This is a genomic window from Kosakonia oryzae, from assembly GCF_001658025.2.
GTDB classification, from domain to species: Bacteria; Pseudomonadota; Gammaproteobacteria; order Enterobacterales; family Enterobacteriaceae; genus Kosakonia; species Kosakonia oryzae.
In genome coordinates this window covers 880717-906281 of the sequence record NZ_CP014007.2, presented here as the reverse complement: position 1 = coordinate 906281, position 25565 = coordinate 880717, and the positions used below count along the sequence as shown (strand labels likewise).

The 25565-nt window shown below is 50.7% G+C and carries 27 protein-coding genes and 1 pseudogene; 17 read left to right on the top strand and 11 right to left on the bottom strand.

Going from position 1 to position 25565, the window contains the following annotated elements:
- Positions 1-7: 7 nt before the first annotated feature.
- The 5 genes from bcsD to oxyR all read left to right on the top strand — a co-directional run bounded on the left by bcsD (position 8) and on the right by oxyR (position 4621).
- Positions 8-469 carry a cellulose biosynthesis protein BcsD gene (bcsD, locus tag AWR26_RS04450; protein WP_043956712.1) on the top strand — a complete coding sequence of 154 codons (462 nt, stop codon included), beginning with the start codon at positions 8-10 and terminating at the stop codon, positions 467-469.
- Between the two features lie 46 nt (positions 470-515).
- On the top strand, positions 516-1475 hold the full coding sequence (locus AWR26_RS04445; RefSeq protein ID WP_064563890.1) for a sensor domain-containing diguanylate cyclase: 960 nt from the start codon (positions 516-518) through the stop codon (positions 1473-1475).
- Positions 1476-1510: 35 nt separating this feature from the next.
- Positions 1511-2440, top strand: a complete 930-nt coding sequence (galU, locus tag AWR26_RS04440) for a UTP--glucose-1-phosphate uridylyltransferase GalU (protein ID WP_064563889.1) — start codon at positions 1511-1513, stop codon at positions 2438-2440.
- Positions 2441-2483: 43 nt separating this feature from the next.
- Positions 2484-3494 (top strand): glycosyl hydrolase family 8, encoded by a 1011-nt coding sequence (locus AWR26_RS04435; protein ID WP_064563886.1) that lies wholly within the window; start codon positions 2484-2486, stop codon positions 3492-3494.
- 212 nt (positions 3495-3706) lie between these two features.
- Positions 3707-4621 (top strand): DNA-binding transcriptional regulator OxyR, encoded by a 915-nt coding sequence (gene oxyR, locus AWR26_RS04430; protein ID WP_064563884.1) that lies wholly within the window; start codon positions 3707-3709, stop codon positions 4619-4621.
- 2 nt (positions 4622-4623) lie between these two features.
- Here oxyR and AWR26_RS04425 read toward each other — a convergent pair whose 3' ends face one another.
- Positions 4624-5049: a hypothetical protein gene (locus AWR26_RS04425; protein WP_064563882.1), complete on the bottom strand. Its 426-nt coding sequence runs from the start codon at positions 5047-5049 to the stop codon at positions 4624-4626.
- A 456-nt stretch (positions 5050-5505) separates the two neighbouring features.
- On the opposite strand from AWR26_RS04425, the gene AWR26_RS04420 reads away from it, so the two are divergent.
- Positions 5506-6222 carry a nitroreductase family protein gene (locus tag AWR26_RS04420; protein ID WP_082934070.1) on the top strand — a complete coding sequence of 239 codons (717 nt, stop codon included), beginning with the start codon at positions 5506-5508 and terminating at the stop codon, positions 6220-6222.
- A 200-nt stretch (positions 6223-6422) separates the two neighbouring features.
- Positions 6423-6794: pseudogene (locus AWR26_RS04415) on the top strand (hypothetical protein); the annotation flags it as partial.
- 43 nt (positions 6795-6837) lie between these two features.
- On the opposite strand, the gene AWR26_RS04410 reads toward AWR26_RS04415, so the two are convergent.
- Together AWR26_RS04410 and AWR26_RS04405 are read right to left on the bottom strand one after the other, a co-directional pair.
- The gene (locus AWR26_RS04410) at positions 6838-7959 is read right to left on the bottom strand and encodes a ribosomal protein uL16 3-hydroxylase (RefSeq protein ID WP_064563880.1); all 1122 of its coding nucleotides are present in this window, start codon (positions 7957-7959) and stop codon (positions 6838-6840) included.
- Positions 7960-8047: 88 nt separating this feature from the next.
- The gene (locus AWR26_RS04405; protein ID WP_064563878.1) at positions 8048-8956 is read right to left on the bottom strand and encodes a LysR family transcriptional regulator; all 909 of its coding nucleotides are present in this window, start codon (positions 8954-8956) and stop codon (positions 8048-8050) included.
- Between the two features lie 101 nt (positions 8957-9057).
- Here AWR26_RS04405 and AWR26_RS04400 point away from each other — a divergent pair, with 101 nt between their 5' ends.
- The gene (locus tag AWR26_RS04400; RefSeq protein WP_064563876.1) at positions 9058-10125 is read left to right on the top strand and encodes an SDR family oxidoreductase; all 1068 of its coding nucleotides are present in this window, start codon (positions 9058-9060) and stop codon (positions 10123-10125) included.
- Positions 10126-10257: 132 nt separating this feature from the next.
- Here AWR26_RS04400 and AWR26_RS04395 read toward each other — a convergent pair whose 3' ends face one another.
- Positions 10258-10839, bottom strand: a complete 582-nt coding sequence (locus AWR26_RS04395) for a CGNR zinc finger domain-containing protein (protein ID WP_064563874.1) — start codon at positions 10837-10839, stop codon at positions 10258-10260.
- 137 nt (positions 10840-10976) lie between these two features.
- On the opposite strand from AWR26_RS04395, the gene AWR26_RS04390 reads away from it, so the two are divergent.
- Complete coding sequence (locus AWR26_RS04390; RefSeq protein ID WP_064563872.1) at positions 10977-11858, top strand: alpha/beta fold hydrolase; 882 nt, start codon at positions 10977-10979, stop codon at positions 11856-11858.
- Between the two features lie 36 nt (positions 11859-11894).
- On the opposite strand, the gene AWR26_RS04385 is transcribed toward AWR26_RS04390, so the two are convergent.
- Positions 11895-12656, bottom strand: a complete 762-nt coding sequence (locus AWR26_RS04385; RefSeq protein ID WP_064563870.1) for a class I SAM-dependent methyltransferase — start codon at positions 12654-12656, stop codon at positions 11895-11897.
- 109 nt (positions 12657-12765) lie between these two features.
- Here AWR26_RS04385 and AWR26_RS04380 point away from each other — a divergent pair, with 109 nt between their 5' ends.
- Positions 12766-13545 (top strand): helix-turn-helix transcriptional regulator, encoded by a 780-nt coding sequence (locus tag AWR26_RS04380; protein ID WP_064563868.1) that lies wholly within the window; start codon positions 12766-12768, stop codon positions 13543-13545.
- A gap of 43 nt (positions 13546-13588) precedes the next feature.
- On the opposite strand, the gene ymcF is transcribed toward AWR26_RS04380, so the two are convergent.
- Together ymcF and cspE are read right to left on the bottom strand one after the other, a co-directional pair.
- Positions 13589-13777 (bottom strand): cold shock small protein YmcF, encoded by a 189-nt coding sequence (ymcF, locus tag AWR26_RS04375; RefSeq protein ID WP_071892965.1) that lies wholly within the window; start codon positions 13775-13777, stop codon positions 13589-13591.
- A 9-nt stretch (positions 13778-13786) separates the two neighbouring features.
- Positions 13787-13999, bottom strand: a complete 213-nt coding sequence (gene cspE, locus AWR26_RS04370) for a transcription antiterminator/RNA stability regulator CspE (RefSeq protein WP_035887590.1) — start codon at positions 13997-13999, stop codon at positions 13787-13789.
- Between the two features lie 386 nt (positions 14000-14385).
- On the opposite strand from cspE, the gene uxuA reads away from it, so the two are divergent.
- The 3 genes from uxuA to AWR26_RS04355 all read left to right on the top strand — a co-directional run bounded on the left by uxuA (position 14386) and on the right by AWR26_RS04355 (position 18247).
- Positions 14386-15453, top strand: a complete 1068-nt coding sequence (uxuA, locus tag AWR26_RS04365; RefSeq protein ID WP_064563867.1) for a mannonate dehydratase — start codon at positions 14386-14388, stop codon at positions 15451-15453.
- Between the two features lie 61 nt (positions 15454-15514).
- Complete coding sequence (locus AWR26_RS04360; RefSeq protein WP_064563865.1) at positions 15515-16849, top strand: gluconate:H+ symporter; 1335 nt, start codon at positions 15515-15517, stop codon at positions 16847-16849.
- Between the two features lie 195 nt (positions 16850-17044).
- On the top strand, positions 17045-18247 hold the full coding sequence (locus AWR26_RS04355) for an MFS transporter (protein WP_064563863.1): 1203 nt from the start codon (positions 17045-17047) through the stop codon (positions 18245-18247).
- 39 nt (positions 18248-18286) lie between these two features.
- Here AWR26_RS04355 and AWR26_RS04350 read toward each other — a convergent pair whose 3' ends face one another.
- From AWR26_RS04350 to AWR26_RS04335, 4 genes are read right to left on the bottom strand one after another with little or no spacing between them, the layout of a single operon-like run.
- Complete coding sequence (locus tag AWR26_RS04350) at positions 18287-18559, bottom strand: GNAT family N-acetyltransferase (RefSeq protein WP_043956696.1); 273 nt, start codon at positions 18557-18559, stop codon at positions 18287-18289.
- Positions 18560-18570: 11 nt separating this feature from the next.
- Positions 18571-18801 (bottom strand): 4Fe-4S mono-cluster protein YjdI, encoded by a 231-nt coding sequence (yjdI, locus tag AWR26_RS04345; protein WP_007370286.1) that lies wholly within the window; start codon positions 18799-18801, stop codon positions 18571-18573.
- Between the two features lie 36 nt (positions 18802-18837).
- Entirely contained in the window at positions 18838-19350 is a 513-nt protein-coding gene (locus AWR26_RS04340) for an AAA family ATPase (RefSeq protein ID WP_064563861.1), read from the bottom strand.
- A gap of 28 nt (positions 19351-19378) precedes the next feature.
- Positions 19379-20272 carry an oxidoreductase gene (locus tag AWR26_RS04335; RefSeq protein ID WP_405055553.1) on the bottom strand — a complete coding sequence of 298 codons (894 nt, stop codon included), beginning with the start codon at positions 20270-20272 and terminating at the stop codon, positions 19379-19381.
- A gap of 963 nt (positions 20273-21235) precedes the next feature.
- Between AWR26_RS04335 and AWR26_RS04330 the strand changes: the two genes are divergently transcribed.
- The 4 genes from AWR26_RS04330 (at position 21236) to AWR26_RS04315 (ending at position 25564) form a co-directional block, all read left to right on the top strand.
- Positions 21236-22192, top strand: coding sequence for an HlyD family secretion protein (locus AWR26_RS04330; protein WP_082934069.1), 957 nt, complete (start codon positions 21236-21238; stop codon positions 22190-22192).
- Positions 22189-23100 carry an ABC transporter ATP-binding protein gene (locus tag AWR26_RS04325; RefSeq protein WP_064563857.1) on the top strand — a complete coding sequence of 304 codons (912 nt, stop codon included), beginning with the start codon at positions 22189-22191 and terminating at the stop codon, positions 23098-23100. The genes AWR26_RS04330 and AWR26_RS04325 overlap by 4 nt, the downstream gene beginning before the upstream one ends.
- 29 nt (positions 23101-23129) lie before the next feature.
- Positions 23130-24239 carry an ABC transporter permease gene (locus AWR26_RS04320; RefSeq protein ID WP_167351138.1) on the top strand — a complete coding sequence of 370 codons (1110 nt, stop codon included), beginning with the start codon at positions 23130-23132 and terminating at the stop codon, positions 24237-24239.
- 767 nt (positions 24240-25006) lie between these two features.
- Entirely contained in the window at positions 25007-25564 is a 558-nt protein-coding gene (locus tag AWR26_RS04315) for a fimbrial protein (protein ID WP_064563854.1), read from the top strand.
- Position 25565: the final 1 nt, after the last annotated feature.

The window sequence follows — 25565 nt, the reverse complement described above, 5'->3', positions numbered from 1 at the left end:
GGGATAGATGATGTTTAGCAATCAGGACACTTATTTACAACGCAATTATCAGGCTGGCTGGCATGACCTGGTGTATCTGTTTTTTAACGAATACACCGAAGGCCGGGGTGATAAAGATCCCGAAGCCCTGAGACGTATCGGCCAGATGATGGCCCAGTGGTATCCCATCGATGGTGCCTCCACGGTGAACGAACTGGAAGCGAGCATTAACCGGGTGCTGGAGCTGTTCAACTGGGGCTTTGTCAAAATGGCACCCGCCCAGCGTGAACTGATCCTGCTGCACTGCGCGTGGCCGCATGCGCCGGAATACCGTGACGAAGCGGGCTGGCGCCGCGCCAGCGCCTATGTGCTGGAAGGTGCATATTCGCAGTGGCTGGTTTCACAGGGCGCGGGCAATCAGGTGCCGGTGCGCTGGAAGGATAACGCCACCGAAGACGTGCTGATTTTCCGTTACGCCATTAACGAATGACGTCGCAAAGGCATATCCACCCTATTTCAACGATCAGGTGACCATCATGTTTAATGAAATCATGGTTTCAGGCAGGAAACTTGAAATCGAGGCAGTTAATTATATGGAGGATAATGCCTTTGTTTCGCTGGTTCTCGATACCTCCGGCCAGCTTATTCACGCCAGCCCATTTTTCTATCAATTAACGGGTTTCAGCCGTGATGAAGTGCTGGGCAAAGTACTGTTTCAGTCGACGGATGAAACGGTGGCTATTTCACTGGCGATGGCGATTAATATTGCGAAAAAAAACGGCGATAACTGGCAGGGCGAAATATCGCAGCCGAAAAAAAACGGCGAGATGCTTTGGCTTGATACTCGCTTAATGCCGCGGCGCGATGAAAACGGTGAAATATTTGCCTTTATTCTGCTGGGATTTGATATTACCCGGCATATGGCAATCCGCGAGAAATTACATTTTCGCGCGCACAATGATGCATTAACCAAAACCCTGAATCGCCAGGGTTACTATATTCGCAGCCGCAAAAAAATCCGTGCCGCTAACGCGCGCGGGGCACAGATTGTGGTGGCGATACTGGATCTCGATAACTTTAAAAATATTAACGACGATCTGGGGCATGCGGCAGGCGATGAAGTGCTGCGCTGCTTTATCAGCCGGGTAAAACAGTGTATTTCCCGCACCACACTGCTTGGCCGGCTCGGCGGTGACGAATTCGCCCTCACCTATATTGATGGCGTTGACGAACCAGCCGGTCGCGGCGTGCTGCAATTAATTGTCGAAGCCACGCGCCAGCCGATGTATTTGCATTACCTGCAACAAACCGTGGAATTATCGGTGAGTATTGGTGTTGCCAGTTATCCGGAACACGGGCCGAATTTTTCCTCTATTTTAAAAGCCGCTGATACCGCCCTTTATAAAGTGAAGGCGCGAGGCGGTGATGATTTTATTAACTACCAGGTTCCAGGCGTAAATGAATCGGGTGGCATCATCAACAGCGTTGTGTGTTGATTTTTAAACAGCAAAATAAATAACAGGAAACAATTATGTTAAAGGCTGTAATCCCAGTGGCAGGGCTCGGTACGCGTATGCTTCCGGCAACCAAGGCTATCCCGAAAGAGATGTTACCGATCGTGGACAAGCCGCTTATCCAGTATATCGTGCAGGAGTGCTACGCCTGCGGGATCCGCGAAATCGTACTGGTTACGCACTCTTCCAAAAACGCCATCGAAAACCATTTCGATACCTCTTTTGAACTGGAGTCGCTGCTGGAATCGCGCGTGAAAAATCAACTGCTGGAAGAGGTGCGGACTATCTGTCCGGCGGGCATGAACATTATGCATGTGCGCCAGGGCCACTCGAAAGGTCTGGGCCACGCGGTGCTGTGCGCGGAACCGCTGATTGGCGATAACGACTTCGTGGTGCTGCTGCCGGATGTGTTGATCGACGACAGCCATTGCGATCTGTCGCAGGATAACCTGGCCGCGATGCTCGATCGCTTCACCACGACGGGCGCCAGCCAGTTAATGATTGAAACCGTTAACCACGAAGATGTTTCCCGCTATGGCGTAGTGGATTGTGGCGGCATCAACCTCCCGGCAGGCGGTTTTGGTCTGGTAAAAGGCATGGTAGAAAAACCGGCCGTTGATGAAGCACCGTCCGACATGGCGGTGGTTGGCCGCTATGTGCTGTCGAAAGCGATTTGGCCGCTGCTGCGTAAAACGCCGATCGGCGCAGGCGGTGAGATCCAGTTGACCGATGCCATCGCCATGCTGCTGGAAAACGCGCCGGTGGAGGCTTACGCACTGACCGGGAAATCTCACGACTGCGGCGACAAGATTGGCTATATGAAAGCCTTTGTCGAGTACGGCTTACGTCACGGCGCGACAGGCCCGGCTTTCCGCCAGTGGTTGCAGCACGAATTGACGTTAAAACCCGTGGCTGACGCCGTTGAACGCATCGCCGAAGCGGTATAACGACTGAGCCGGTAACTGCCCTATTTTCACCACAGGATGTCTCATGTTAAGAACCACCTGGCTCATGCCGTGCCTGCTATTGTCGCTGGCCATGACCGCTTTTTCAGCCCACTGTCAGGACAGCAACTGGGGGCTGTTTAAACAGAACTACCTGAGTCAGGATGGCCGCATTATCGACCATGAAAATGGCGATATTAGCCATTCGGAAGGTCAGGGATATGGCATGTTACTGGCCGTCGTTAACGACGATCCCGCCACATTTGAAAAAGTGTGGCGCTGGACGCGCAACACCTTATTACGTCCGTCGCTGTGGCTGTTTGCCTGGCGTTACGATCCGCACGAACGCAAAGTGACGGACGATAATAATGCCAGCGACGGCGACACATTGATTGCCTGGGCGTTATTGCTGGCGGGCAATAAATGGCACGATGAGAGTTATCTCACCGCCTCGGAAAATATTCAGGATGCGATTATCAACTGCCTGGTGATTGAACAGGATTCCCGGACATTACTCCTGCCGGGCCTGACTGGGTTTACCAAAGACGACGGGTATATTCTCAACCCGTCCTATTTTGTCTTTCCGGCCTGGGAGAGTTTCTGGCAGCAACGGCATAACAATATTTGGTTAAAACTGAAAAAATCGAGCCTCGAATTACTCACTAAAGCGCGTTTTGGTAAGAGCCAACTGCCCAGCGACTGGATTTTTGTTAAGAATAGTGGTGAAGTCATGCCTGCCGCGAACTGGCCGGCAAGATTCAGTTACGATGCGATTCGCATTCCGCTTTATTTAAGCCTCAGCGATGCGCAGCAGCATTCGACGGAGAATTTTCGTCATTTTTGGGCGGGCTACACTCGCAATGACACGCCCGCGTGGGTGAATGTCGCAGACAACGAACGGGCAAGTTATCCGATGTCTGGCGGCATTCTGGCGGTGCGTGATTTAACCATGGGCGACTATCCACAGATGGAAACGTCTTTGCGTTCGGGTGAAGGTTATTATTTGTCCGCATTACATATGTTGTCGTTATTTGCGGCTTCATTGAAGACGCATTAGTGGTATTACACGCAATGTCCGGTGCGGGAATGCGCTGGAGTCAGGCAGGATGCCGCTGAAAGTGAAAGCAATAATAAAAACCATCAAATCTCATGTACAGGCATGAGGGGGAAACCTGATGACCGAGTTGAAAATAATAAAACGTCATTTACACAGCACGTTGCTACAGGTGGGCTCTCAACGACGCGGAAATTTGCGCCCCGGGGACCATAATGAACATCCGTAATCTTGAGTATCTTGTCGCGCTGGCGAAGCACCGACATTTTCAGCGCGCTGCTGAAGCCTGCAACGTTAGCCAACCGACGTTAAGCGCTCAGTTGCGTAAACTGGAAAACGAACTCGGTTTACAACTGCTGGAACGTACGACGCGCAAGATCCGCTTTACGCAAACCGGGTTGCGGCTGGTTGAGCAAACCCAGGTGGTGCTGCGGGAGATTGAAGCGCTGAAAAATATGGCCAGCAGCAGCCACTATCAGAGCCTGATGCAGACGCTGGATGTCGGCATTATTCCGACGCTGGCACCCTATATCTTTTCCCATTTGAATGCCGTTTGCCGCGAGAATTTCCCGGAAATTGAGCTGGAGATCCACGAAGCGCAGACCAACCAGTTGCTGCATATGCTGGAGTCCGACACCATCAAATGCGCGATCATGACCTCCAATAAAGACACCAGTAAATACGTTGAACTGCCGCTGTTCGACGAGCCGCTGGTGCTGGGCGTCAGCCATCAACACCCCTATTCGCGCATGACCGAAATCGATATGGGGCATTTGAAAAATAATAAGATTCTGATGATTGATGATGGCAACTGTCTGCACAGTCAGGTGCTGCGCTACTGCTATCAGTTTGAGCTGGAGCCGGATTCACGTTTTGTGGCGATGCATCTGGAAACCCTGCGGCGCGGCGTGGCGTTTAACCGCGGCGTGTCGTTCTTCCCGCTGCTCTCCACCCAGCAAGGGAGTAACGAAAATATTCGTTATATTCGCTGTGTCAGCCCGGAACCGAAACGTAAAGTGGTGATGATATTTCATCGCAGCGATCCGATGCGTAAGAAATACGAAATTCTGCGTAACGCGATCGCGCGTTATATGGAACGCTACCTGGTCGACTATAACGCGATGGCGTAATGCTAACTTCGCGGCGCTGAAGCTGCGGCGGAATCTTGATTATGACGGCAATCTTGCGCCTGCAAGGTTGCCGATTTTTTTATTAGCCCCTGCATTAATTCTTCCGGTAATAACGTCCCCCGGTGGTACATCTCTTCGATATTCAGCCACAGGCTCACCAGCATAATGGTGTAATCCGCCACTGAGGCGGGCGCATGCAGAGGGGCCATAAAAGGAAAATGAACCAGCAGTTGCTGTTTATCCTCTTCCGTCACCACACCGTGATGCCAGGGCGCAGAGAGTTGGCGATAAACGTCGGCTTCCTCCAGCGAACAGGCCCAGCTAAGGCGCACGGCAATGGTTTTCACGAACGGCGGGATCGAGGCGTTTTGCTCCGCAAGCGGACCCAGGCCCGGTGTAAGACCGTAACAGTGCGATTCAGCGTTCATTTTTTTCCTCAATGCCTGGCGGGTAGCAAACTATATTTATCGACCCGTGCGAAAAATACTTTAGGCTTATTATTTAAAATAGAGAATAAAATGAAAATGATCCATACGGATTGTCTTAAATTTGAAAAAAAATCATATAAAGCAATGGGTTATTTTACAACCAATTATTGATAGCATCGATCCAAAATAGCCTTTTTGATTTATTCTATAAATTAAACCACGCCATTAATCGATTCACCTTCAGGATTATTGTGCTTATTTCATTATTTACGTGAAAAACTTTCCGCGCCATCTGTAAGCTGGATGACGTTATCGGCGAGCGGGTTCCGCACGAGGCGTTTTTTGCCGACAAATACCGCGCTTTATTCCATCTATTTGCTGCATCGACGGGCGAGATCCTGTGCTCTGATAACCTGATATTTTTCCCTTTGCCGCTCACAACAGGAACAGTGACTCATGGATCCGTTTCAGCAAATTTTGAAGTCTACGCTCGCCCGCACAGAGAGCGCGCCGCAGACCACCACGCCGCCGACATTGCCGGAAACGGAGCGCGTTCCCTGGAGTGCCACCGTCACGGCGGAGGATTTTCTGGCGCTGGCTAAAGCACGGCGCACCATTTATACGCTGGGCAAAGATCTGCCGGTCACCGAAGAGACGGTGATCGATACCATTAAAGAGGCGATTCGCCAGGCGCCGTCGGCGTTCAATTCACAAAGTTCGCGCGCGCTGATCCTGCTGGGCAAAGAACACGATCGCTTCTGGGGGCTGGTGCGCGAGCAACTGCGTAAAGTGATCCCGGCAGAAAGTTTCCACGCCACTTCCGACAAACTCGACGGTTTTACCGCCGCTGCCGGTTCGGTGCTGTTTTTCGAAGATCAGGAAGTAGTGACCGCACTGCAACGCCAGTACATCGCCTATGCGGATAACTTCCCGGTCTGGTCAGAACAGAGCAGCGGTATTGCCCAGTATGCTGTCTGGCTGGCGCTGACTGAGAAAAGCATTGGCGCGAATCTGCAGCACTACAACCCGCTGATCGATCAGGACGTGCGCGAGACATGGAATATTCCGCCGAGCTGGAAACTGCGTGCGGAGATGAACTTCGGCAGCATCATTGCGCCCGCCGATGAGAAGAGCTGGATTGATGACGACAGGCGTTTTATCGTCGCCAGATAATTCACTATAAATAGCTGCCTGCGGGCAGCTATTTTGTTTTTAGGGTAAATATTCAGTACAGCCTGTCGCGTAAAGCGAAACCCTCTTTTGGTGGTTGCTGAGTTAATTTCGTCACATAAGATGTTTCCAATTTCATTATTCATTGCTGAAGGAAGAAAAATGAACCTGCAAAGCATTTTGGGTAAACAGGTGCTGGGGGTGGTGTATTAATTACCCATGCGCAGGAACAACCGCATACGACGGTGCTGGCTTTTCTCTCGTCTTCAGATAACGACATATTTTTAATCACCTTCCCTGAGACATTTAAATCGAAAGTGCTGAAAAAAGATAACCGCTGCCTTTTCGCCATGGATGAGCGTGCAAATTATATTTTTGAGAATGCCATTCACTGGAATTACACCACCTTTGAAGGCCGCGCATTTTTAATTCCCAACGGCAGCCCGTTATTTCTGCAAGTTCGCGAAGCCTTTATCGAGAAAAACCCGTGGGAGATGGCCTTTTTCCTGCGTGAAGATCTGGAGATGTACCACATCAAGAGCGACCACCTGGTCTGCTCCGGCGAGAGCGCCTGACAGAAAACCCTCCGCGCCCATTGCGCGGCGCGGAGGGCGGAGCTTATTCGTCGAAGAACCAGTAGCCCTGATTTACCAGCCAGGCCAACTCTTCGGCAAAGTCCGGGTTATCCAGAGCCTTACCCAGCTCTTTCTGCCCGATCACCGTATAACGGCACAGCTCGTCGGCGGCCTGCGGCTCGCTCGTTTCCAGGCATTCGCTGTTCACAAAGAAGCTGTCGCCGATATGCAGCATGCGCAGCCCGCTCAGGCGGGTCAGCACCTGCCCTTCCTGCAACGCCGCAACAATCTCTTCGGCGCTGTAGTCGTCCGGCTCCGGCGACACATCCAGTTCGTGGCGCGGCGTGGTAATAAAGCTGCCAAACCACTGTTTGAAATGTACTGGATCGTTGATCATGTCGATCATCATGCCGCGCAGGCGATCGAGTTCATACTCTTCCACCCGTCCCGGATGTTCACGACAGGTTAAATCCGGATCGCTGTAGTGCTCGTTACCGAGATCGTTTTCCAGCGCGTAGTCGGCAAAGCTGCTGATCAGATCGCGACCGTTCGGCCCACGAAAACCGATCGAGTAGTTGAACGCCGTTTCGTGAGTGAAACCATCGTGCGGGAATCCAGGCGGAATGTAGAGGATATCGCCTGGCTCCAGATCTTCATCAATGATCGGTTCGAAAGGATCGACGTGCAGCAGCGCCGGATGCGGGCAGAACTGACGCATCGGTAGCTTATCGCCCACGCGCCAGCGGCGGCTGCCCATCCCCTGAATAATAAACACGTCGTACTGGTCGATATGCGGCCCAACGCCGCCGCCCGGTACGGAATAAGAGATCATCAGATCGTCAAAGCGCCACTCCGGCAATACGCGAAACGGCTTCACCAGTTCGGCGGACGGCGCGTGCCAGTGGTTTACCGCCTGCGCCAGCAGCGACCAGTTGGTTTCGCCCAGATGATCAAATGCTTCGAAGGGGCCATGCCACGCCTGCCATTGGCCATTTTTGTGGCTGACAATGCGGCTGTCGATTTCCGGTTCCATCGCCAGACCCGCCAGCTCATCAGGCGTAATCGGGTCAACGAAGTCCGGGAAGGCGCGCTTCAGAACGACAGGTTTCTTTTGCCAGTATTTTTCAAGAAATTCCGGCCAGTTCAGGTTGAGTTGGTAAGCCATGGATTCACACCAGTAAGAATGGACATCGGCAGATTATAAAGAGCGTGACGGGTTGCCCGCCTTGTCATTGGTCAAGCAGATGCAGGACTCATGATGGCGCGATATCCAGTTGGCTCAACACCGCAAGCAAGGCATCCACCTTCGGCAGTAGCTGTTTGCGTCGCGGCCATACCAGGGTCAGCGCCAGCCCCTCCGGTTGATGCTGGGGCAGGATCGCCACCAGCTCGCCGCGTTGCAATTGCGTATGCACCAGCCAGGTGGGTAACTGACCGACGCCCAGCCCGGCACAAATCGCCTGTACCTGCGCATCGACATCGCCCAACGCCATGCGCCAGGGTACCGTGCGCCACTCCGGGTAACCGTCGGCGGTGGTGAAGATCCAGGGTTTGCTACTGCCATCGACCCGCTCGTAAAGGATCGCTTTATGCCGCAACAGTTGCGCCTCATCCTGCGGCGTGCCTTCACGTTGCAGGTAATCGGGCGATGCGCAAAACACCATCTTTTCACGCCCAATGTGCCGACAACCCAGCGAGGCGGGCAGTTCAGAGGTTTGGCCGATACGCACGGCAACATCGATCCCCTCTTCAAACAGATCGACGAAGCGATCGGAAAAGGTCAGGCTGAGTTCGATCTCCGGGTGCTGCTGGCAAAAAGGGATCAGCAGTGGCATCACGCCCAGCCGTCCATAAGTGTTCGGTACCGCCAGCCGCAAACGACCAGAAGGGATGGTGCGGTGTGCCGCCAGCACCGATTCGGCTTCCGCCAGATCTTCCAGAATGCGCAGGCAAGTCTGGTAATAAGCCTGCCCGGCGTCGGTTAATTCCAGCCGCCGGGTGGTGCGCTCCAGCAGCCGCGAACCCAGCCGGGCCTCCAGACGGCTGACGCTTTTACTGATCGCCGACCCCGTCAGGTGCAGCCGTTCGGCGGCGGCGGTAAAGCTCCCTGCTTCGACGCAGGCGACAAAGGGGATGATATCTTTAAGACGTTGGTCGCGCATGGATTCGTGAATTCTGGTCAGCAATAGCGTGAATTAATACCAGAGATAAGAAATAAATTCTTCATTAGTCTGTACTCATCACGATAGAGGAGAACATTCATATGCAGAAGAAAGCATTAATTGTCGGCATCAGCGGTGTTATTGGCCGCGCGCTGGCCGAACAACTGCTCGGCGAAGGGTGGCAGGTTTCCGGATTATCACGCGGGCGCGGCGCTGTCCCCGCAGGCTGCACCAGCCTGACAGCGGATCTGACCGATGCGGCAGCCGTGGCTGCGGCGCTGCAAACGCAGCAACCGGATGCGCTATTTTTCAGTGTCTGGGCGCGCCAGGAAAACGAAAAAGCCAATATTCGCGTCAATGGCGCGATGGTGAAAAATGTTATTGCAGCGCTGGGTGAACGGCTGGCCGGGAAACACGTGGCGCTGGTCACCGGCATGAAACACTACCTCGGCCCGTTCGAGGCCTATGGCAAGGGCAATGTTCCGGTCACGCCGTTTCGCGAGGAACAGGGCCGCCAGGATGTGGAGAATTTCTATTATGCCCAGGAGGATGAAGTCTTCGCCGGGGCGCAAAAATATGGCTATCGCTGGAGCGTGCATCGCCCGCACAGCATCATTGGTTATGCCGTCGGCAATGCAATGAATATGGGGCTGACGCTGGCGGTTTACGCCACGCTTTGCCGTGAAAAAGGCTGGCCGTTTATCTTCCCCGGCTCGCCGGAACAGTGGAACGGTGTATCGGACGTGACGGATGCAGGCCTGTTGGCAGAACAACTGAGCTGGGCAGCGCAAAGCGAAAACGCGGCAAATGAAGATTTTAACGCCGTCAATGGCGACGTTTTCCGCTGGAACTGGCTCTGGCCACGGCTGGCTGCTTATTTTGCCATTGAATCTGCGCCCTACCCGGAAAGCATGCAACCGCTGGAAGGAAGAATGCAGGATGCGCAAGCCGCGTGGACAGAGATTGCAGCGAAATACCATTTGCGCGAGGCGGATATCAGTAAGCTTGCCTCCTGGTGGCATACCGACGCCGATCTTGGTCGTCCAATGGAAGCGTTCGCCGATATGAGCAAAAGCCGCAAAGCGGGCTTTACCGGCTATCGCAGCACGCTGGATGCGTTCACCGCGTTGTTCGATCGCCTGAAAGCGGAAAATATTATTCCGCGCTAAGGCAATGCCCGGAGGCGCAACGCGCTCCGGGCGCAGTGTCACGAAGCCGGGTTATTGATGCTTGCCGCTTACACTTCAATATCGTTGCCGTCGCGGATCACGAGTGTTGATGAAAAATTTACCGGTTATCTCTCAGCTTTTGGCGCGAAAACGGGCCACTTTCGCCCGGTTACCGCACAGCGCCATGCTGCACCAACGGCGGCGATGCGCTTTGGTACGGTCGTAAAACCAGAGTATGCACTCCGGATGCTCGCACTGGCGAACAAACTCAAATTGCCCGTGCGTGATTAGCTCTGCCGCCTGCTCGGCCACCGGTGCCAACGCCCGTAGCGGCGTATCCTGTTGATACAGACGCTGGATCTGTAACGCGCCTTCGGCGTCAGTATTCACCTGCAAAAAGCTCTGCGCCTGCGCCAGATAATCGTTAAGCTGCATCAGCGACGGCGTTTGGCCGCTTTTTTTCTCTTCTACCAGTTGCAGGATCAACGCGCGCAACTTACGCGCTTCAGCCAGCAGTTCTCCCGGCTTAGCAATAAATGTCGCTGGCAGTTTTCCCAGCCCGCTCTGTTGCAGCCAATTTTTGACATCCTCATCGGAGTGCCAAAAGTCGTGCGTGCCCTGCTCCGCCCAGGCCTGTGTATTGATAAAGTCCAGCGCGCTTTGCTCGGCGATAAACCACGGGCCTTCGGCGCTGGTTGTTGAGGATGTTGCCATGTTTGTCACTCCGCCGTCTCTTAATCTCGTCATTGTAACCGATAAAATTAATTTTACACAGTTACATTAATCCACCATACTCAACCCCGATGTAACCTCTTAAATATCATTTAAACGGTTTCAAGTGAGGTATTAATATGGCTGGCAACACGCATTTCCCTGTTCGTTATCAGTACGTTGACGCCGATGGCGTCCGGGTTTTCTACCGTGAAGCAGGTACGCCGGGTAACCCGGTACTTTTGCTGCTACATGGTTTTCCCAGTTCATCACATCAGTATCGAGAGCTGATCCCGCTGCTGGCGGATCGGTTCCACATCATCGCTCCGGATCTGCCGGGTTTTGGTTTTACGGAAGTGCCTGCCGAACGGAATTATGTTTACCGTTTTGATGCGCTGGCGGCGACGATGGTGGCTTTTGTCGATGCGCTGGATCTGCAACGTTTTGCGATGTATGTCTTTGATTACGGAGCGCCGACCGGTCTGCGTCTGGCGCTGCATTACCCTGAACGCATTAGCGGGTTAATTTCGCAAAACGGTAACGCCTATCTGGAAGGGTTGGGGGATGCATGGGCGCCAGTACGCGCTTACTGGGATGCGCCCACCGCCGAAAACCGCCAGGCGGTGAATGATGCAATTTTGCATTTAGAAGGCACGAAATGGCAGTATCTGCACGGCGTTAGCGATCCTGCGCAGGTTGCGCCGGAAGGTTATCAACTGGATGCACTGCTGATGGAGCGGCCGGGCAATAAAGCGATCCAGTTGGATCTGTTCCTGGATTACGCCAATAACCTGAAACGTTACCCGGAATTTCAGGCTTTCTTCCGCGCCTGGCAGCCGCCAGCGCTGATCATCTGGGGCAAACACGATCCGTTCTTTATTCCGCCCGGGGCTGAAGCCTGGAAACGCGATAACCCAAACGCAGTGGTCGAACTGCTCGATACCGGCCACTTCGCGCTGGAAACCCATGTCGGTTACATCGCGCAACGCATTCGCGAAGTCATCGGCGAAGCGCTGGGTTAAGGAAAGTCTGCGCCCACTTATCGTGGGCGCAGATTGTCAGGCCTGAGTCTGGAACATGATGGTGTCTGACGTAAACGAGCCGTCTTCGCCAATCTGGAAGTGCTGCTTCACCTCTTCCGACGTTTGCTGTTGCAGAAAGCGGATTGCCGCACGCAATACTTCCGGTGTTTTCATGCGTTCAACCCACGAACTGTATTCCAGCGCCAGGCGATCGGTTAACAGCTTATCGACCGTCATCCCGCTCTGCTGCGTCATTTGCAGCCACTCCGCCGCCGAGTAGTTGCGCACGTGAGACGGATCGCGCAGCACTTCGATGGTTTGCAGCCAGATATCCAGCACCGGGCGGCCCGGCGAGGCGATATCCATTAAAATAAATTTACCGCCCGGCTTCAGCACACGTTTTACCTCACGCAGCGCCAGCGCAACATCATGCCAGTGATGGGCAGAGTAACGGCTGATCACCACATCAAACGCGCCATCGGCAAAGGGTAATTGTTCCGCCGCGCCATGTACCGTGCTGATATTGTTCAGCTGACGATCGCGGGCCGCCTGGCGTACCACGTCGAGCATTTTTTCCGACAGATCGTAAGCCGTCACTTCACGGACGACGCCAGCCGCGACAAAACTGGCATGCCCGGCACCGCAGCCCAGATCCAGCACTGCGGCAGCAGGATTTTCGCTGAGCCACTCCGCCAGCCGCACCAAATCTGCGCCCTGCGCGTGAACCTGGCTGGTGAGGTAGGCCTGCGCCTGATCGCCAAACTGTTGTTTCGTTAATTCATGATGATTGACCGCCATTCTCTTGTTCCTTTTTTAGCACGACAAAAATTTGCTCTTTGCCGACTATACGACCCTCTTTATAGGGGTACAATATGGCTACTTATACTGGTATTAACGAGTACCACCCATGGAAAATACTCTCTTTGCCGGGCCAAAAACTCTCGGCGCTTTTTTACGTGCGCAGCGGGAAAAAACCGCGCCGGCCGATATTGGCCTGCCGGCGCAAGGTAGGCGGCGCACCCGCGGATTACGCCGGGAAGAAGTGGCGCAGCTCAGCGGTATCAGCACCACCTGGTATACGTGGATTGAACAGGGGCGCGACATTGTCGTGTCGCCGCAAACCCTGTCGAATATTGCCGGCGTATTAAAAATGACGCAGGCGGAGCGGAAGTATCTGTTCCACCTGGCGCTGCAAAACGATCCGCAGGAAGAGCATGTCATTACCGTGGAAGAATCGGTACTGGCGACGGTGAATCAGGTGCAGTGCCCCTGTTATTTGCTGGATGTCACCTGGAATATGGTGGCGTGGAATACGCCCGCTGAAGCGCTATTTAGCGGCTGGCTGGATAAGGATGCCCAGCCGAATATGATGAGTTTTATGTTTCGTCATCCCCTTGCGCAAACGCTGGTGGTTGACTGGGAGACGCGTGCCAGCCGGATTGTCGCGGAATTGCGTGCCGATGCGATGCACTATCCGCACGATCAGGGATTGAATCATTTAGTGCAGAATCTGAGTAACGACAGCGAACTGTTTCGCACCTTCTGGTCGCGCCAGCAGGTGGTGGTGCGCGAAGGGGGCGAACGCGTTTTTCATCATTCGCAGCAGGGGGAGTTGCATTTCCGGCAGATGACCTGGCAATTAACCAGTAATCGCGCGATCAAAATGATTATGTTAATGGCGGAATAATGCAGAATAAAAAAAGCAGATCAGAAATCTGACCTGCTCTTTTTTATTTACGGAATTCGACAGTATTCGAACCGGCCTGGATAAACGCGGCGATATTATCAAATGTGTTCATTGCAGATTTGCAAAAAATACATTTAGCACCGACCGGGTTTTTCTCAGTGACATCAAAACTGGAAATTCGGTATTGCGACCCGTGGCAGCACGGGCAGCGAAAATGGATACGATTCGTAATGGTAAATCCTTAGCGCGGAACCACGTTGGCCGCAGCCGGGCCTTTCGGACCGTTTTCGATAGTAAACTCAACCTCTTGATTTTCTTCAAGAGTACGGTACGCATTGCTCTGGATAGCAGAGAAATGTACGAATACATCTTTGCTGCCATCTTTCGGAGTAATGAAACCGAAGCCTTTCTCAGCGTTGAACCATTTAACGATACCGTTCATTTTAGTAGACATGCTTGTAACCTTCTATTTTGTTCGCCGAATGCGGCAGTAATGGTCTGAGACATTATTTTTTATCAGAGTGTAAAGCGAAGACCCAAAAAGAAGTAGCAAGGAGGTACTTAGAGATGAGAAAGACTTTAGTGAACTACTGGAGATAATGATTTATCAAACCGACGGCGCATTAACTCATGGTTGCCCCTATTACGCAAGCGTTAATTTAAAAAAATTTGTCAGCGCCTTATTTCTCCCACATAACCAAACACATCGGGCAATCGCCTGCCAACACCCGCAAACCAAACGGCTTATATGTGAAGCCGATCGCAAAATCAGGTACAGGCAAACGCTACTATCAATACTAGTATGGCAGTTGAGTGTTTCTTTTAGAGGTGGCAATGAGCATGCAAATGACAATGCGCTGGTTTGGACCAGTTGAAGACAAAATCCCGCTGGAATACATCCGCCAGGTACCCGGCGTCGAAGGGGTAGTAGGAGCGTTGTACGATGTACCGGTAGGTGAAGTATGGCCAAAAGAGAAAATCAACGCGCTTGCCGGGCAAGTTCGTGATGCCGGGCTTAAGATGGAAGTGATTGAAAGTGTTAATATTCATGACGATATTAAGATCGGTCTTCCCAGCCGCGATCGGCTGATTGCCAATTACCAGCAAACCATCCGCAATCTTGCAGAAGTTGGGGTAAAAGTCATCTGCTACAACTTTATGCCGGTTTTTGACTGGATGAAGACTGAGATGAATTACATGCTGCCGGACGGTTCACTGACGATGGCGTTCGAAAAGAAAGGCATCGATAAAACGCTGGATGAAGTGGTTAAAGAGGTGCTGGAGAACGCCAACGGCTTTGCGCTTCCAGGTTGGGAACCCGAACGACTGGCAAAAGTGCAGGAGTTGTTTGCTAAATATAAAGATGTCGACGATAAGAAATTACGCGAAAATCTGGTTTACTTCCTTGAGCGTGTTATTCCAGTTTGTGAAGAAGTCGGTATTAAAATGGCGATCCACCCGGACGATCCGCCGTATTCTATTTTTGGCCTGCCGCGCATCGTTAAAAATCGTGACGATCTCGACTGGATTTGTAATGCAGTCGATTCTGAAGCCAACGGTATTACCTTATGTACCGGTTCGATCGCCGAGGATCCGGATAATAACGTGTGCCAAATCCTGGCCGAATTTACACGCCGAAAACGTATTCACTTTGCGCATGTGCGTAATATTAAACTGATTAAAGATAAAGATTTCTATGAATCCGCCCACTTATCCCGCTACGGTTCACTGGATATGTACGAAGTCATGAAAGCCTTGCATGACAACGGGTTCGACGGTTACGTCCGTCCAGATCACGGGCGTTTCATCTGGGGCGAAACCGGCCGTCCAGGCTACGGTCTTTACGATCGAGCGCTCGGCGTAACCTATTTACACGGGCTTTGGGAAGCACTCGAAAAACAAAACTAATTTTATTCGGGCCGGTGGTTCCACCGGCTTTTCTTGATAGCCAATCCGTAAGGTATTCTCTATGTCCCCGTTGTTAGCCTTATTCTGGGTGCTGGTAGGTATTGCACTTTTGGTTGTTATGAACCTGAAATACAAATTTCATAATATTTTCGCACTGCTGATTGCAGGTATATTTGTCGCAATCATGGAAGGTATTCCACTCGATAAAATTGTGTCTGTCGTTCAGGACGGTCTGGGCAGTATTCTCGGCCACCTTGCGCTTATTATTTTGTTCGGCGCGATTATCGGTAAATTTATGACCGAATCCGGCGCCAGTCAGAGGATTGCCGATAGCGTTATTGAGCACTGCGGCACACGTTTTCTCACCGTTGGTTTGATGTTTATTGGCGTGATTTTCGGCATCGCCATGTTTTATGAAGTCGCCTTCCTGATTGCCATGCCGCTGGTATTAAACATCGCCCAAAAAGCCCATATTCCCTATATGAAACTGGTCGTTCCAACGGTGGTCGGCGCAACCATGGGACACAGTTTGTTCCCACCACAGCCAGGACCGGTTGCGCTGATTAGCGCGTTTAATGCCGATATTGTTCAGGTCTATCTGTATGGCGTCCTGGTCATTATTCCGGCGCTGTTTTGTGCAGGAATTTTGTTGCCAAAATATTTGCCGGGAATCAAAACGATTCCGCTGAATTCACTGCTAAAACCCGTAGAGGAAAAAACAGCGCAGGATCTGCCGCCCTTTAGCATCAGTATTTTGATTCCGCTGATCCCGGCGGTACTGATGATTGTGGCCTCGCTGGTAAAAGGCCTTATGCCCGCTGGCTCGGAACTGGTAAAAGTCTGTACTTTTTTCGGCAGCGCGGAAATTAGTATGCTGCTGGCAACGCTCGCAGCAATCTGGTTTCTCGGCATTAAACGCGGCATGACGCCGGACGGAGTAACCCATTGCGTCAGCGACGCGATTGCCAAAATTGCCAACGTCCTGTTTGTGATTAGCGCTGGTGGGATCCTGAAGCAGGTGATTGTGGTTTCCGGCGTTGGCAACCATATCGTGGACATTATGAGTAACGTTCCGCTATCACCGTTTATCGTGGCGTGGATTATCACAGCCATCATCCGCATTCTGACCGGGCAAGGCGCAGTTGCGGCAATTACCTCTGCGGGGATCGTCGCGCCGATGGTCAGCGCTTTTCATTTAAACCCCGCGTTGATGTGCCTGGCCGTCGCCTGCGGCAGTAATACCATTACGCTGATGTATGATGGCGGCTTCCTGCTATTTAAAGAAACCTTTGGCATCTCCATGAAAGACACCTTTAAAACCTGGGGATTGCTGGAACTGATTAACTCGGTTGTCGGGTTAGGCATGGTGCTGCTGCTCAGCCTGTTTATCGCCTGACGTTTGCACTTGGGGGAACAGGGAAGTCCCCATCACAATAATCCGCCCTTCTCATTCGCCATTTGGGATGCTACGTTTATCAGCAATAACATCCAAACCGGCCAGCCAATGTAACGACATCTCATTGTAAACACACTTTTTTCATCGTGCGGCGCATGCTGCACGCGGAGCTTTGTTTGCCTGAGAATGTTAACAATGAATACGTTATTGATGGTATTAGTGCAGGCACTACGCCAGCACCGCTGGCTGTGCCTTTTCGGCTGTGCGTATATTTTCTCTTCTGTCGGTAATGGGCTGACGCAGACCATTATTCTGGGCCAGCTTCTGCACTGGCACGCCTCTCCAGCGACGCTCACTCTCACCTATATGCTGGCGACGTTGCCCGGTTTTTTTGGCAGCCTCCTCGGCGAGCAGTTATGCCGCCACGTTCCACCGCTGCGCTTACTACTGCTAAGCGAGCTGGCGGGATTGGCCGGTTTACTGCTGCCACTGTATGGCCTGCTGACACACAGCATCCCCGCACTGCTGGCTTTGCAATCCATTGAAGCATTTGTCGCCGGATTATCCTGGCCCGCCATGAGCCTGGTATTCAAACGTGGTTTAAGTGCTGCGGAGCTGCCTGCGGCGACCAGCATGGAAACCGTGATCTTTGCCGCGCAGGTTCTGCTCGGAACCGGGATTGGCGTTGTGCTGTTCGGCAGAGTGTCGCCGCTCATCCTGCTCGGCATCGATGCCACAAGTTTTGTGTTGGCGATCGCGCTGTTAGGCATAACGTCTCGCTATTTACGGTTGCCCTCGGGAGATGCAGAAGAGATGCGTCGCAAAGTGCGCTGGAGCAGGTTATCCACTTTGCAGCAGCGAAGCCTGCTCATGTTGCCTGCTCTTGCCGCCGTCGGTGCGCCTGCGATGGCATTGTTGCCCGCGTTAATACAGCAAATTCAGCCAGATACCGCTGCCGGGCTGGCGCTGCCGCTGATTTTTGCCCGCAGCCTCGGACAACTGTGCGGTCCGCTACTGTTGAAGGCCAACCGGCTGGAACAGTACGCCGCGAGTAATCGTTATCTGCTCTGTTGTCTGCTGGCTTTTCTTGCCGCCTATTTCCTGTTGCCGGGATTATCGGCATGGACGACTGCTGCGCTGGTGATGATCTTTCTGGCGCATCTGGCGTCGAATGTCGTATTCGCTCTTGGAACCTTCAGCTTGTTGCATACATTCCCGGAAGAGTCGGTCTCTGCCGCCAGCGCAAAAGCGTGGCGCTGGCAGGCGATGAGTGCGGCTCTGGCAACACTGACGGCGGCGTTTTTGTCCGAAAAATGGGGAGCCGCGCAAGCGTTATACAGTGTATCGTTTATGGCGCTGACGCTGGTGATGGCGGTGCTGATTCGCTATCGACAGTAACGATGAAAGGTATGCACCGGCTAACACCGGTGCATATATTTATGCGCGGATATCGTCATATTCACGAGTTTTATCGAACTCGTGTTTGGCAAACGGGCACAGCGGAATAATTTTACGGTTCTCGGCCCGCATTTTTTCCACCACGCGCGCCACAAGCTGTTTACCCACGCCCTGCCCTTTCAGGCTGGGATCAACATCAGTATGTTCAATAATACTGAGATGCTCGCCCGTCGGCACAAATACAATCTCGGCAACCTGAACGCCCTGGGCGTCGTTGACGTAAAATTTGTTGTGACCTTCCAGTATTTCCATCTTTTTCTCCCTCAGTTATGGCGGTATTTGAGCGCACCGCTTGGGCAGGTATCAATCACGTTGATCACCGTCTCAACATCCACTTCGTCCGGAATGATCCACGGTTTACGTTTCAGGTTAAAAAGCTTCGCATTACCGCGTACACAGTTTCCTGAGTGTTTACAAATGGCCGTATTGAAGTAAACATCAATTTTTTCACCGGTATACACGCGATAACCCGCGTCCAGTAGATCTTTATCCACGACATTGCCTCCACTTTTTATCGGATGTTGAAGACATCATAACCTTGTTACATGATTGTGAATATCATGACGCAATATATGAAACCCTTCTTCAGCACCCGGCTCGACAAAATAGCGCGTGATCGCTTCAAACTGTGCATCAGAAGCAGCAAAATCGTGGTTACCCGCCGCATTCCGCCGCCGCAAGCGCGCTTTGCACTCCTCGTCAGCCACCGGCAAATAGTGCAGACAATGCGCCGCGCCTGAAGCGTGAATCAAAGACATCATCCATTGGCGACTGGCAAGCGTATTAGCGGGAAAATCCAGCACGACGCTGACACCCGCTTTAAGCAGCGCAACGGTATGCGGACCGATAGCGTTCCTGAGTTTTTCCGAGTAGTGAACATAGTCCGCCACGCTGCTCATCACATCCTTAAACAGCAATGCCAACCAACGATCTTCACTTAAGAGCACTGTACCCGGTGTTTTGGCCAGCTCAGCGGCAAGCGTCGATTTACCGGACGCAATTTTGCCGCACAGGATATGCAGGGTCGGTGCAGAATGCGCCATCGTTTCTCCTTTATATACGCGATTTTTATCAACCGGGCCCGTCGCTGGCCGCAGCAAGCAGCGGCACAATCAGATCGCTTAACGGCGTTGGAATACCGTGCTTGCGCCCATACCGCTGTATAACGCCATTACGGATATCCCACTCAAGCACTCGTCCGGCCTGGCGATCGGCGAGAATAGAGGTCCCCAGATCCGCCGGTGCACGATGAAAAACATCAACGATCTCCTGCGGCACGTCATCACTTAATACCGCACCTTCCGCACGCGCCACCGCAAGACATTCGCGCAAATAAGCTAATGCCACGTCTGTGATATCGGAGCGTGAAAACATTCCGGCGCGGCGCCCTGACAGCACCATCAAGCCTGCAACCGCATTCTGCAACAACTTGCGCCATGCAATGGAGGTGAAATCAGCAGCGAGATCGACTTCACAGCGCGTACCCTGCAACACCTCGACCACACGTTGGGCTGCTGGCGTATCAGGCAATGTCAGGCGCGGTTTAGCACGCAGCCAGACAGAGGCATCGGGTTCACGCTGTGCAGGGAACCATACCACTGATGGCAGAATCGTCGCACCGGCAACATAAGCGGCAAATTGTAATTTCTGCTCAACGCCGTTTTGTAACACGCAAACCACCGTATGCTCGTCGCACAAAACATTCAGCCAGGCCGCAGTGGCGTCCAGTTGCGTTGTCTTCACTGCGACAAACACCAGATCGAACGGCTGTTTGATTTCGGCAGGCTCGGTCAACACCGGTCCAGGTACAATAATGCGCCCCTCGTCAAAACGTAATTCGAGCTGCGGGTGCGCAGTACGTCCACAAATCACAGGAGTTCGACCTGATTCGTGCAGGGCCGCGACAATAGTCGTTCCGATGGCTCCCGGCCCGATGAGGGCCACTTTAGGATTTTCAGAAATCATGAACTTCCTCCAGTTGATCTTTTACTGCCCTTGCGTCTGTATAAAAGAATGAAAAACAATACCACCGGCAATCAACAGGCTGATAGATGCTCTGCTTATCACGCTCAAATCGACATCGTCTGGTGTTATGAATACGCTTAATCTAATACAACTTTTTTACAAGCGTACGCCAGATGCGCCCAGCAGCTTGTTTCGATAATGCGTTAAAGGCCTGCGATCGGCGCTGGACTCCTGACAGAATAGAGAAAAAAGCGTCAACAGCGCATTCGTATTTATTACCTGTTCATTCTCTCGAAAAAATCTTAATTATTAGTTCTTAAAACCTCATCACCAATTACACACAAACAATTAAGAACCATTTAAAAAATAACCTTAGTTTAGATTTGTAAAATATTCGTAACTATATAAAATCATGATAGAAAAAACCTCATAATAAACATCTGCGCATCATTCTAAACAGTCTATAAATGCTGTAAATGAAGTTTAATTTAATTGATCTCGTTACTCCGCCTGTAATATCATCCTGGTATTGCAACAGCTAAATTGTTACCTACTCTGTTTTTATGGATCTCAAAAACAGAGGTTGTCCCTATTGACATTTGACAAGGAAGATATTTGTGGGCGTATTTAGTTACAAACACCACGGAGAAGAAGAAACATCTTATTATTTTATAACGCGCTGATAATGTTAATAAATCATAACAATAACATTGATGATGGTTTCGCTGACAATCCGGGGTTTTATGTTACAACGAACAACCTTCGTTACGGATTGATGGAAAGCAGAGTGGCTCAATCTTATTGAGTCTCGACGCTCAGGCTCCCGACCTTGATGCGGAATCTATGTTAATTGAAGCGATGAATAATTCAGACTGGCCAGCAGCATCTGATAAAAAATCGAATAACATTACCAGTCTGAATAATACACCTAACATTTACTGAATTTATGAAATAATTAATGCCATGAAACTTTTTTCTCATAAAATGACTGCCATATATTGTATGGCATTGGTTTTTATCACCGGTTGCCGTGATGAAAATAAAAAAAATCTGCAAGGATATATTGAAGGTGAGTTCGTCTATATCTCGTCTGAAAGTTCCGCGCTGATTTCAAAAGTGATGGTTAAGCGTGGTCAGAATGTTGCGGCAGGACAGACATTGATTGTTCTGGATGATGATTATGAAAAAAAACAGGTCGAAATAGCGAATCAAACGCATGCGGGCGAGGTTTCGACTTTGGCCGATCTGGGCAAAGGCGGCCGCGATGCCGAACTGGATATTCTGAAAGCACAACTCTCACAGGCGCAGCATGACGCCGAAGTGTCCCGCTCGAAATTTAGCCGTTACCAAAAGCTACAATCCAAAGGCTACGTGTCCGAGCTGGAACTTGAGCAGTCTGAGGCAGATAACAAAATGAAATGGGACAGAGTGCAGGAATTGACCTCACAACTGAAAAATAAATCCCTGCCTTCGCGCGCCGATCAAATTGAGGCTCAAAAAGCCAGAGTGGAAAGCTCTTTATTGCAGGTCAAGCAGAGTCAAATCGCGCTGAACAAACGAATTTTACGCAGCGCCGCTAGCGCCAAGGTTTACGACATTATGTACCACACTGGCGAAGTGGCCTCGCCTGGCGCGCCGCTCATATCATTACTGCCGGAAGATACCATTAAAATCCGCTTTTTTGTCCGCAACCCTCAGCTTTATAAAATCACGCAGGGTATGCAAATCACAGTCAAAATCGAAGGTCGCGAAGAGCCGATAGCAGCAGAAGTGACCTATATTTCGCCCAAGGCTGAATTCACGCCACCGGTTATTTTCACCTCTGCGCACAAAGAGCGAATGGTCTTTATGATCGAAGCGATGCCGATCGAACCGGGCGAAAAGCTCCATCCTGGTCAGCCCGTCGAGGTCATATTATGATGGATTATTGCATCAAACTTCAGAACGTGAATAAGTCATTCGGGACCAAGCATGTCGTAAAAGATCTTACGCTGAATATCCCTACCGGAAAAATTACCGGTTTTCTCGGGCCAAATGGCAGTGGGAAAACAACAGCAATGCGCATGATGTGCGGTCTACTGAAGCCGGACAGCGGTTCAGGTAGCTGTTTTGATTTCGATATTTTTAAACAGCGAGAATCGATTAAGCCGATGATCGGTTATATGACGCAATATTTCTCACTGTGGGAAAATCTTACGGTCAGGGAAAACCTGCTATTTCTGGCCAAAATACGGAATATTCCCCAACCGATAAAACGTGTCGAAGAACTTATTAACGAATTTGCTCTTCAGCGCTTTCGTGATGTTCTGACGCACCATTTATCCGGTGGCTGGAAACAACGCGTCTCGCTCTCGGCCAGCATCTTACACGATCCGAAGATAATATTACTGGACGAACCGACGGCGGGTGTCGATCCGTATGCCCGGCGGGAATTCTGGAAAATTTTGCATTATCTTTCCAGCAAAGGCATGACCATTCTGGTTAGCACGCACTATATGGACGAGGCTGAACGCTGTAACCATCTGGCGTGGATGTCCTATGGTAATTTGCTGGCCTCCGGTTCGGCCGAAAGCATTATTCAATCCCAGGGGCTGACAACATTCGCTATTAAAGGTCCGAACCTGCACGATCTGGAATATCGCTTCAGTGATATTGACGAGATCGAGCAAACGGTGATCTTCAGCAATACGCTGTTTGTTACCAGCAAACAAAGCAACACACTCAATACTATTGTGGGTGCCTTACCCGATAACTACCACGTTGAAAAAACCGCCACCACACTTGAAGATTCATTCGCGCACTTGATGAAACAGGCTGTACCAATATGAATAATTTAAAATTGATATACGAGCGCGTCATGGCAATTATCGTGAAAGAGATCTTTGAGCTACGCCGCGACAAGGTCAGCTTGCTGATGATCTTTGCGATTCCTTTGATCAACCTCTGTATTATTGGTTTTTCGGTAAATACTGACCCTAAATTTGTACGCACCGCGCTGATCGATCACGACGTCTCATCCTTTAGCCGTACGCTGGTAACCGGGATGACCAATACGGATTATTTTGCCATCCAGCGAGTTACCAGTGAGCAAGAGGCCGATAAGTTATTCCGTGAAGGTGCAGTGCAGTTGGTCGTCATTATTCCAGCCGGGTTTTCCAGAGATCTCATCGCCGCCAGGAAGCCGCAGCTATTAGTCCAGACCGATGCCAGCGATCCCGCTGCCACGGCAAATGCTACCCAGGCACTGACAACACTGCTTAACGATGTATTCAGACACGATATGAAAAACTTACCGGGCCTGCAAAAAGAGAGCACACAACTGGTCGATGTTGTAGTGCATAAACTCTATAACCCGGAGGGAATAACCCGTCTAAATATCGTACCTGGGCTCGCGGGGGTCATACTCTCCATGATCCTGATTCTGATGACCAGTCTTTCCATCATCCGTGAAAGAGAGAAAGACTCCATCATGCACATCATCAATTCGCCAGTCACCGCATGGGAAATCATGCTGGGTAAGATTTTCCCCTATTTTTGTGTTGGTCTGTTACAGGCTGCGTTTATCGTTATGATGGCGGTTTACGTCATGGACGTTCCGGTCATGGGATCGTTTATTTCCCTGGCATTATTGTTAACGATTTTCATCATTCTCTGCCTGGCAATCGGCGTCATATTCTCTACGATCACGAAAAGTCAGCTCCAGGTGATGCAACTGGCTTCGTTTTACTTTTTATTATCGACCATGCTTTCCGGTTTCATGAACACCTTCTATGGCATGCCTTTCTGGTCGCAACTGTTGGGTTCGGCGCTGCCGCTCACATATTTTTTACGCCTTGTCAGAGGGATTATGCTGAAGGGCTACGCTCTGAATGAAATGGCACCGGATCTCATGTCGCTGTTATTTCTTACTTTATTTTTATCGTTACTCTGTTGCATTCTTTTTCATCGCGTGGTTAAAAAGCTTTAAATGATCATTGGTAAATGTGTTATCTGTTCTTGTTTTTTCCGTCCATAATGTGGTTGCGTGTTGCTCGCATCCGCCAATAATATGGAAAAGAACTCAAGCATCCGTTATGAAAATACATATCGGATGCTTACCACTCGTTCAGCCGCCCTCCTATAAAATGTCATCAAACTAAACACGTCCCTTTTTAGTTATCGCCCCCACGTTATTCCCCGTCTTTTAATAAGCTGTGACCAATCGCAAATCAAAATACCCAGCAGTATAAATCATCTGTTGATAGACCCTATAATTTACCATCGTAATATTTATCAACCAAATAAATATGTTAACTATAACAAACAGGCGAAAAAAATAAAATTTAGCCCACAAGCCATTATTAAATGAACTTAAATAAATATAAAAAACGCATGTTAAAACCCCCATCCCTGTCCACCACCACTCAAACTACCCACTGAAAAAGAAGATCTTTTTGAGATAAGAGATAATACAGATGATTTTGACAAGACAATAATTTTCTTAAAAATCGAGTAACTTAGAAAAGACATCTTTGCAATATAAAAAACTGCATATAGAATTCTCACTGCAATCACGAGATGATTCTGCGTAATGGAAAAGTCGTAGCTGAAAATCATAATTCCGCATAAAAAAAAGCGGCAATAAAAATTGATAAAACAGCCCACGATTACCTCTGACGCGCTACACAAATATATCTTTTATATACCTGATGATAATCAGTAGATTCGTCATCTTTATTAAACAAGGACTATGTTATGAAAAATCTGAAAACTACCGCACTGGCATCATTTGTTGTACTGGCATTATCTTCTATTTCTTCTGTAAGTGCAGCAGACGGTACAATTAACTTTACCGGTGAAATTACCGATGCTGGTTGTAATACTTCCATCAACGGTTCTGGTGCTTCTACCGGCGACGTTGATATGGGTAAAGTAGCAAAAACTGCATTTAAAGGCGTGGGTTCAACTGTTGACGGCGCTGCAAGCAGCACTGGCTTCACCATCGAAATGGAAGACTGCCCGTCCACTATCACTTCTGTGACCTTCAAATTTGATGGCCAGAACGAAAATGGCGACGATACTGTTCTTGCTCTGACCGCAGGCGCTAACTCTGCTACCGGCGTTGGCATCCAGCTGTATGATAAAGACCGTAACGTGATCCAGCTGGCTAAAGCTTCTGCACCGTATACCATCACCAACACTGGCGCAGGTACCACCAACTCTCTGCCGTTCTACGCTAAATACATCCAGACTCAGAATACAGTAACCACCGGTCCGGCAAACTCTGTTGCGACCTTTACTGTTAACTACTAAT

What these genes read in the sequence shown, in the direction of transcription:
- uxuA (WP_064563867.1), top strand. Translation starts at nt 14,386, where the DNA reads ATGCAAATGACAATGCGCTGGTTTGGACCAGTTGAAGACAAAATCCCG.
- AWR26_RS04390 (WP_064563872.1), top strand. Translation starts at nt 10,977, where the DNA reads ATGGCTGGCAACACGCATTTCCCTGTTCGTTATCAGTACGTTGACGCC.
- AWR26_RS04320 (WP_167351138.1), top strand. Translation starts at nt 23,130, where the DNA reads ATGGCAATTATCGTGAAAGAGATCTTTGAGCTACGCCGCGACAAGGTC.
- cspE (WP_035887590.1), bottom strand. Translation starts at nt 13,999, where the DNA reads ATGTCTACTAAAATGAACGGTATCGTTAAATGGTTCAACGCTGAGAAA.
- AWR26_RS04385 (WP_064563870.1), bottom strand. Translation starts at nt 12,656, where the DNA reads ATGGCGGTCAATCATCATGAATTAACGAAACAACAGTTTGGCGATCAG.
- AWR26_RS04355 (WP_064563863.1), top strand. Translation starts at nt 17,045, where the DNA reads ATGAATACGTTATTGATGGTATTAGTGCAGGCACTACGCCAGCACCGC.
- AWR26_RS04405 (WP_064563878.1), bottom strand. Translation starts at nt 8,956, where the DNA reads ATGCGCGACCAACGTCTTAAAGATATCATCCCCTTTGTCGCCTGCGTC.
- AWR26_RS04400 (WP_064563876.1), top strand. Translation starts at nt 9,058, where the DNA reads ATGCAGAAGAAAGCATTAATTGTCGGCATCAGCGGTGTTATTGGCCGC.
- AWR26_RS04380 (WP_064563868.1), top strand. Translation starts at nt 12,766, where the DNA reads ATGGAAAATACTCTCTTTGCCGGGCCAAAAACTCTCGGCGCTTTTTTA.
- AWR26_RS04360 (WP_064563865.1), top strand. Translation starts at nt 15,515, where the DNA reads ATGTCCCCGTTGTTAGCCTTATTCTGGGTGCTGGTAGGTATTGCACTT.
- AWR26_RS04350 (WP_043956696.1), bottom strand. Translation starts at nt 18,559, where the DNA reads ATGGAAATACTGGAAGGTCACAACAAATTTTACGTCAACGACGCCCAG.
- AWR26_RS04410 (WP_064563880.1), bottom strand. Translation starts at nt 7,959, where the DNA reads ATGGCTTACCAACTCAACCTGAACTGGCCGGAATTTCTTGAAAAATAC.
- AWR26_RS04340 (WP_064563861.1), bottom strand. Translation starts at nt 19,350, where the DNA reads ATGGCGCATTCTGCACCGACCCTGCATATCCTGTGCGGCAAAATTGCG.
- AWR26_RS04315 (WP_064563854.1), top strand. Translation starts at nt 25,007, where the DNA reads ATGAAAAATCTGAAAACTACCGCACTGGCATCATTTGTTGTACTGGCA.
- AWR26_RS04330 (WP_082934069.1), top strand. Translation starts at nt 21,236, where the DNA reads ATGAAACTTTTTTCTCATAAAATGACTGCCATATATTGTATGGCATTG.
- AWR26_RS04435 (WP_064563886.1), top strand. Translation starts at nt 2,484, where the DNA reads ATGTTAAGAACCACCTGGCTCATGCCGTGCCTGCTATTGTCGCTGGCC.
- AWR26_RS04425 (WP_064563882.1), bottom strand. Translation starts at nt 5,049, where the DNA reads ATGAACGCTGAATCGCACTGTTACGGTCTTACACCGGGCCTGGGTCCG.
- AWR26_RS04420 (WP_082934070.1), top strand. Translation starts at nt 5,506, where the DNA reads ATGGATCCGTTTCAGCAAATTTTGAAGTCTACGCTCGCCCGCACAGAG.
- AWR26_RS04445 (WP_064563890.1), top strand. Translation starts at nt 516, where the DNA reads ATGTTTAATGAAATCATGGTTTCAGGCAGGAAACTTGAAATCGAGGCA.
- AWR26_RS04335 (WP_405055553.1), bottom strand. Translation starts at nt 20,272, where the DNA reads ATGATTTCTGAAAATCCTAAAGTGGCCCTCATCGGGCCGGGAGCCATC.
- AWR26_RS04395 (WP_064563874.1), bottom strand. Translation starts at nt 10,839, where the DNA reads ATGGCAACATCCTCAACAACCAGCGCCGAAGGCCCGTGGTTTATCGCC.
- bcsD (WP_043956712.1), top strand. Translation starts at nt 8, where the DNA reads ATGATGTTTAGCAATCAGGACACTTATTTACAACGCAATTATCAGGCT.
- oxyR (WP_064563884.1), top strand. Translation starts at nt 3,707, where the DNA reads ATGAACATCCGTAATCTTGAGTATCTTGTCGCGCTGGCGAAGCACCGA.
- galU (WP_064563889.1), top strand. Translation starts at nt 1,511, where the DNA reads ATGTTAAAGGCTGTAATCCCAGTGGCAGGGCTCGGTACGCGTATGCTT.
- AWR26_RS04325 (WP_064563857.1), top strand. Translation starts at nt 22,189, where the DNA reads ATGATGGATTATTGCATCAAACTTCAGAACGTGAATAAGTCATTCGGG.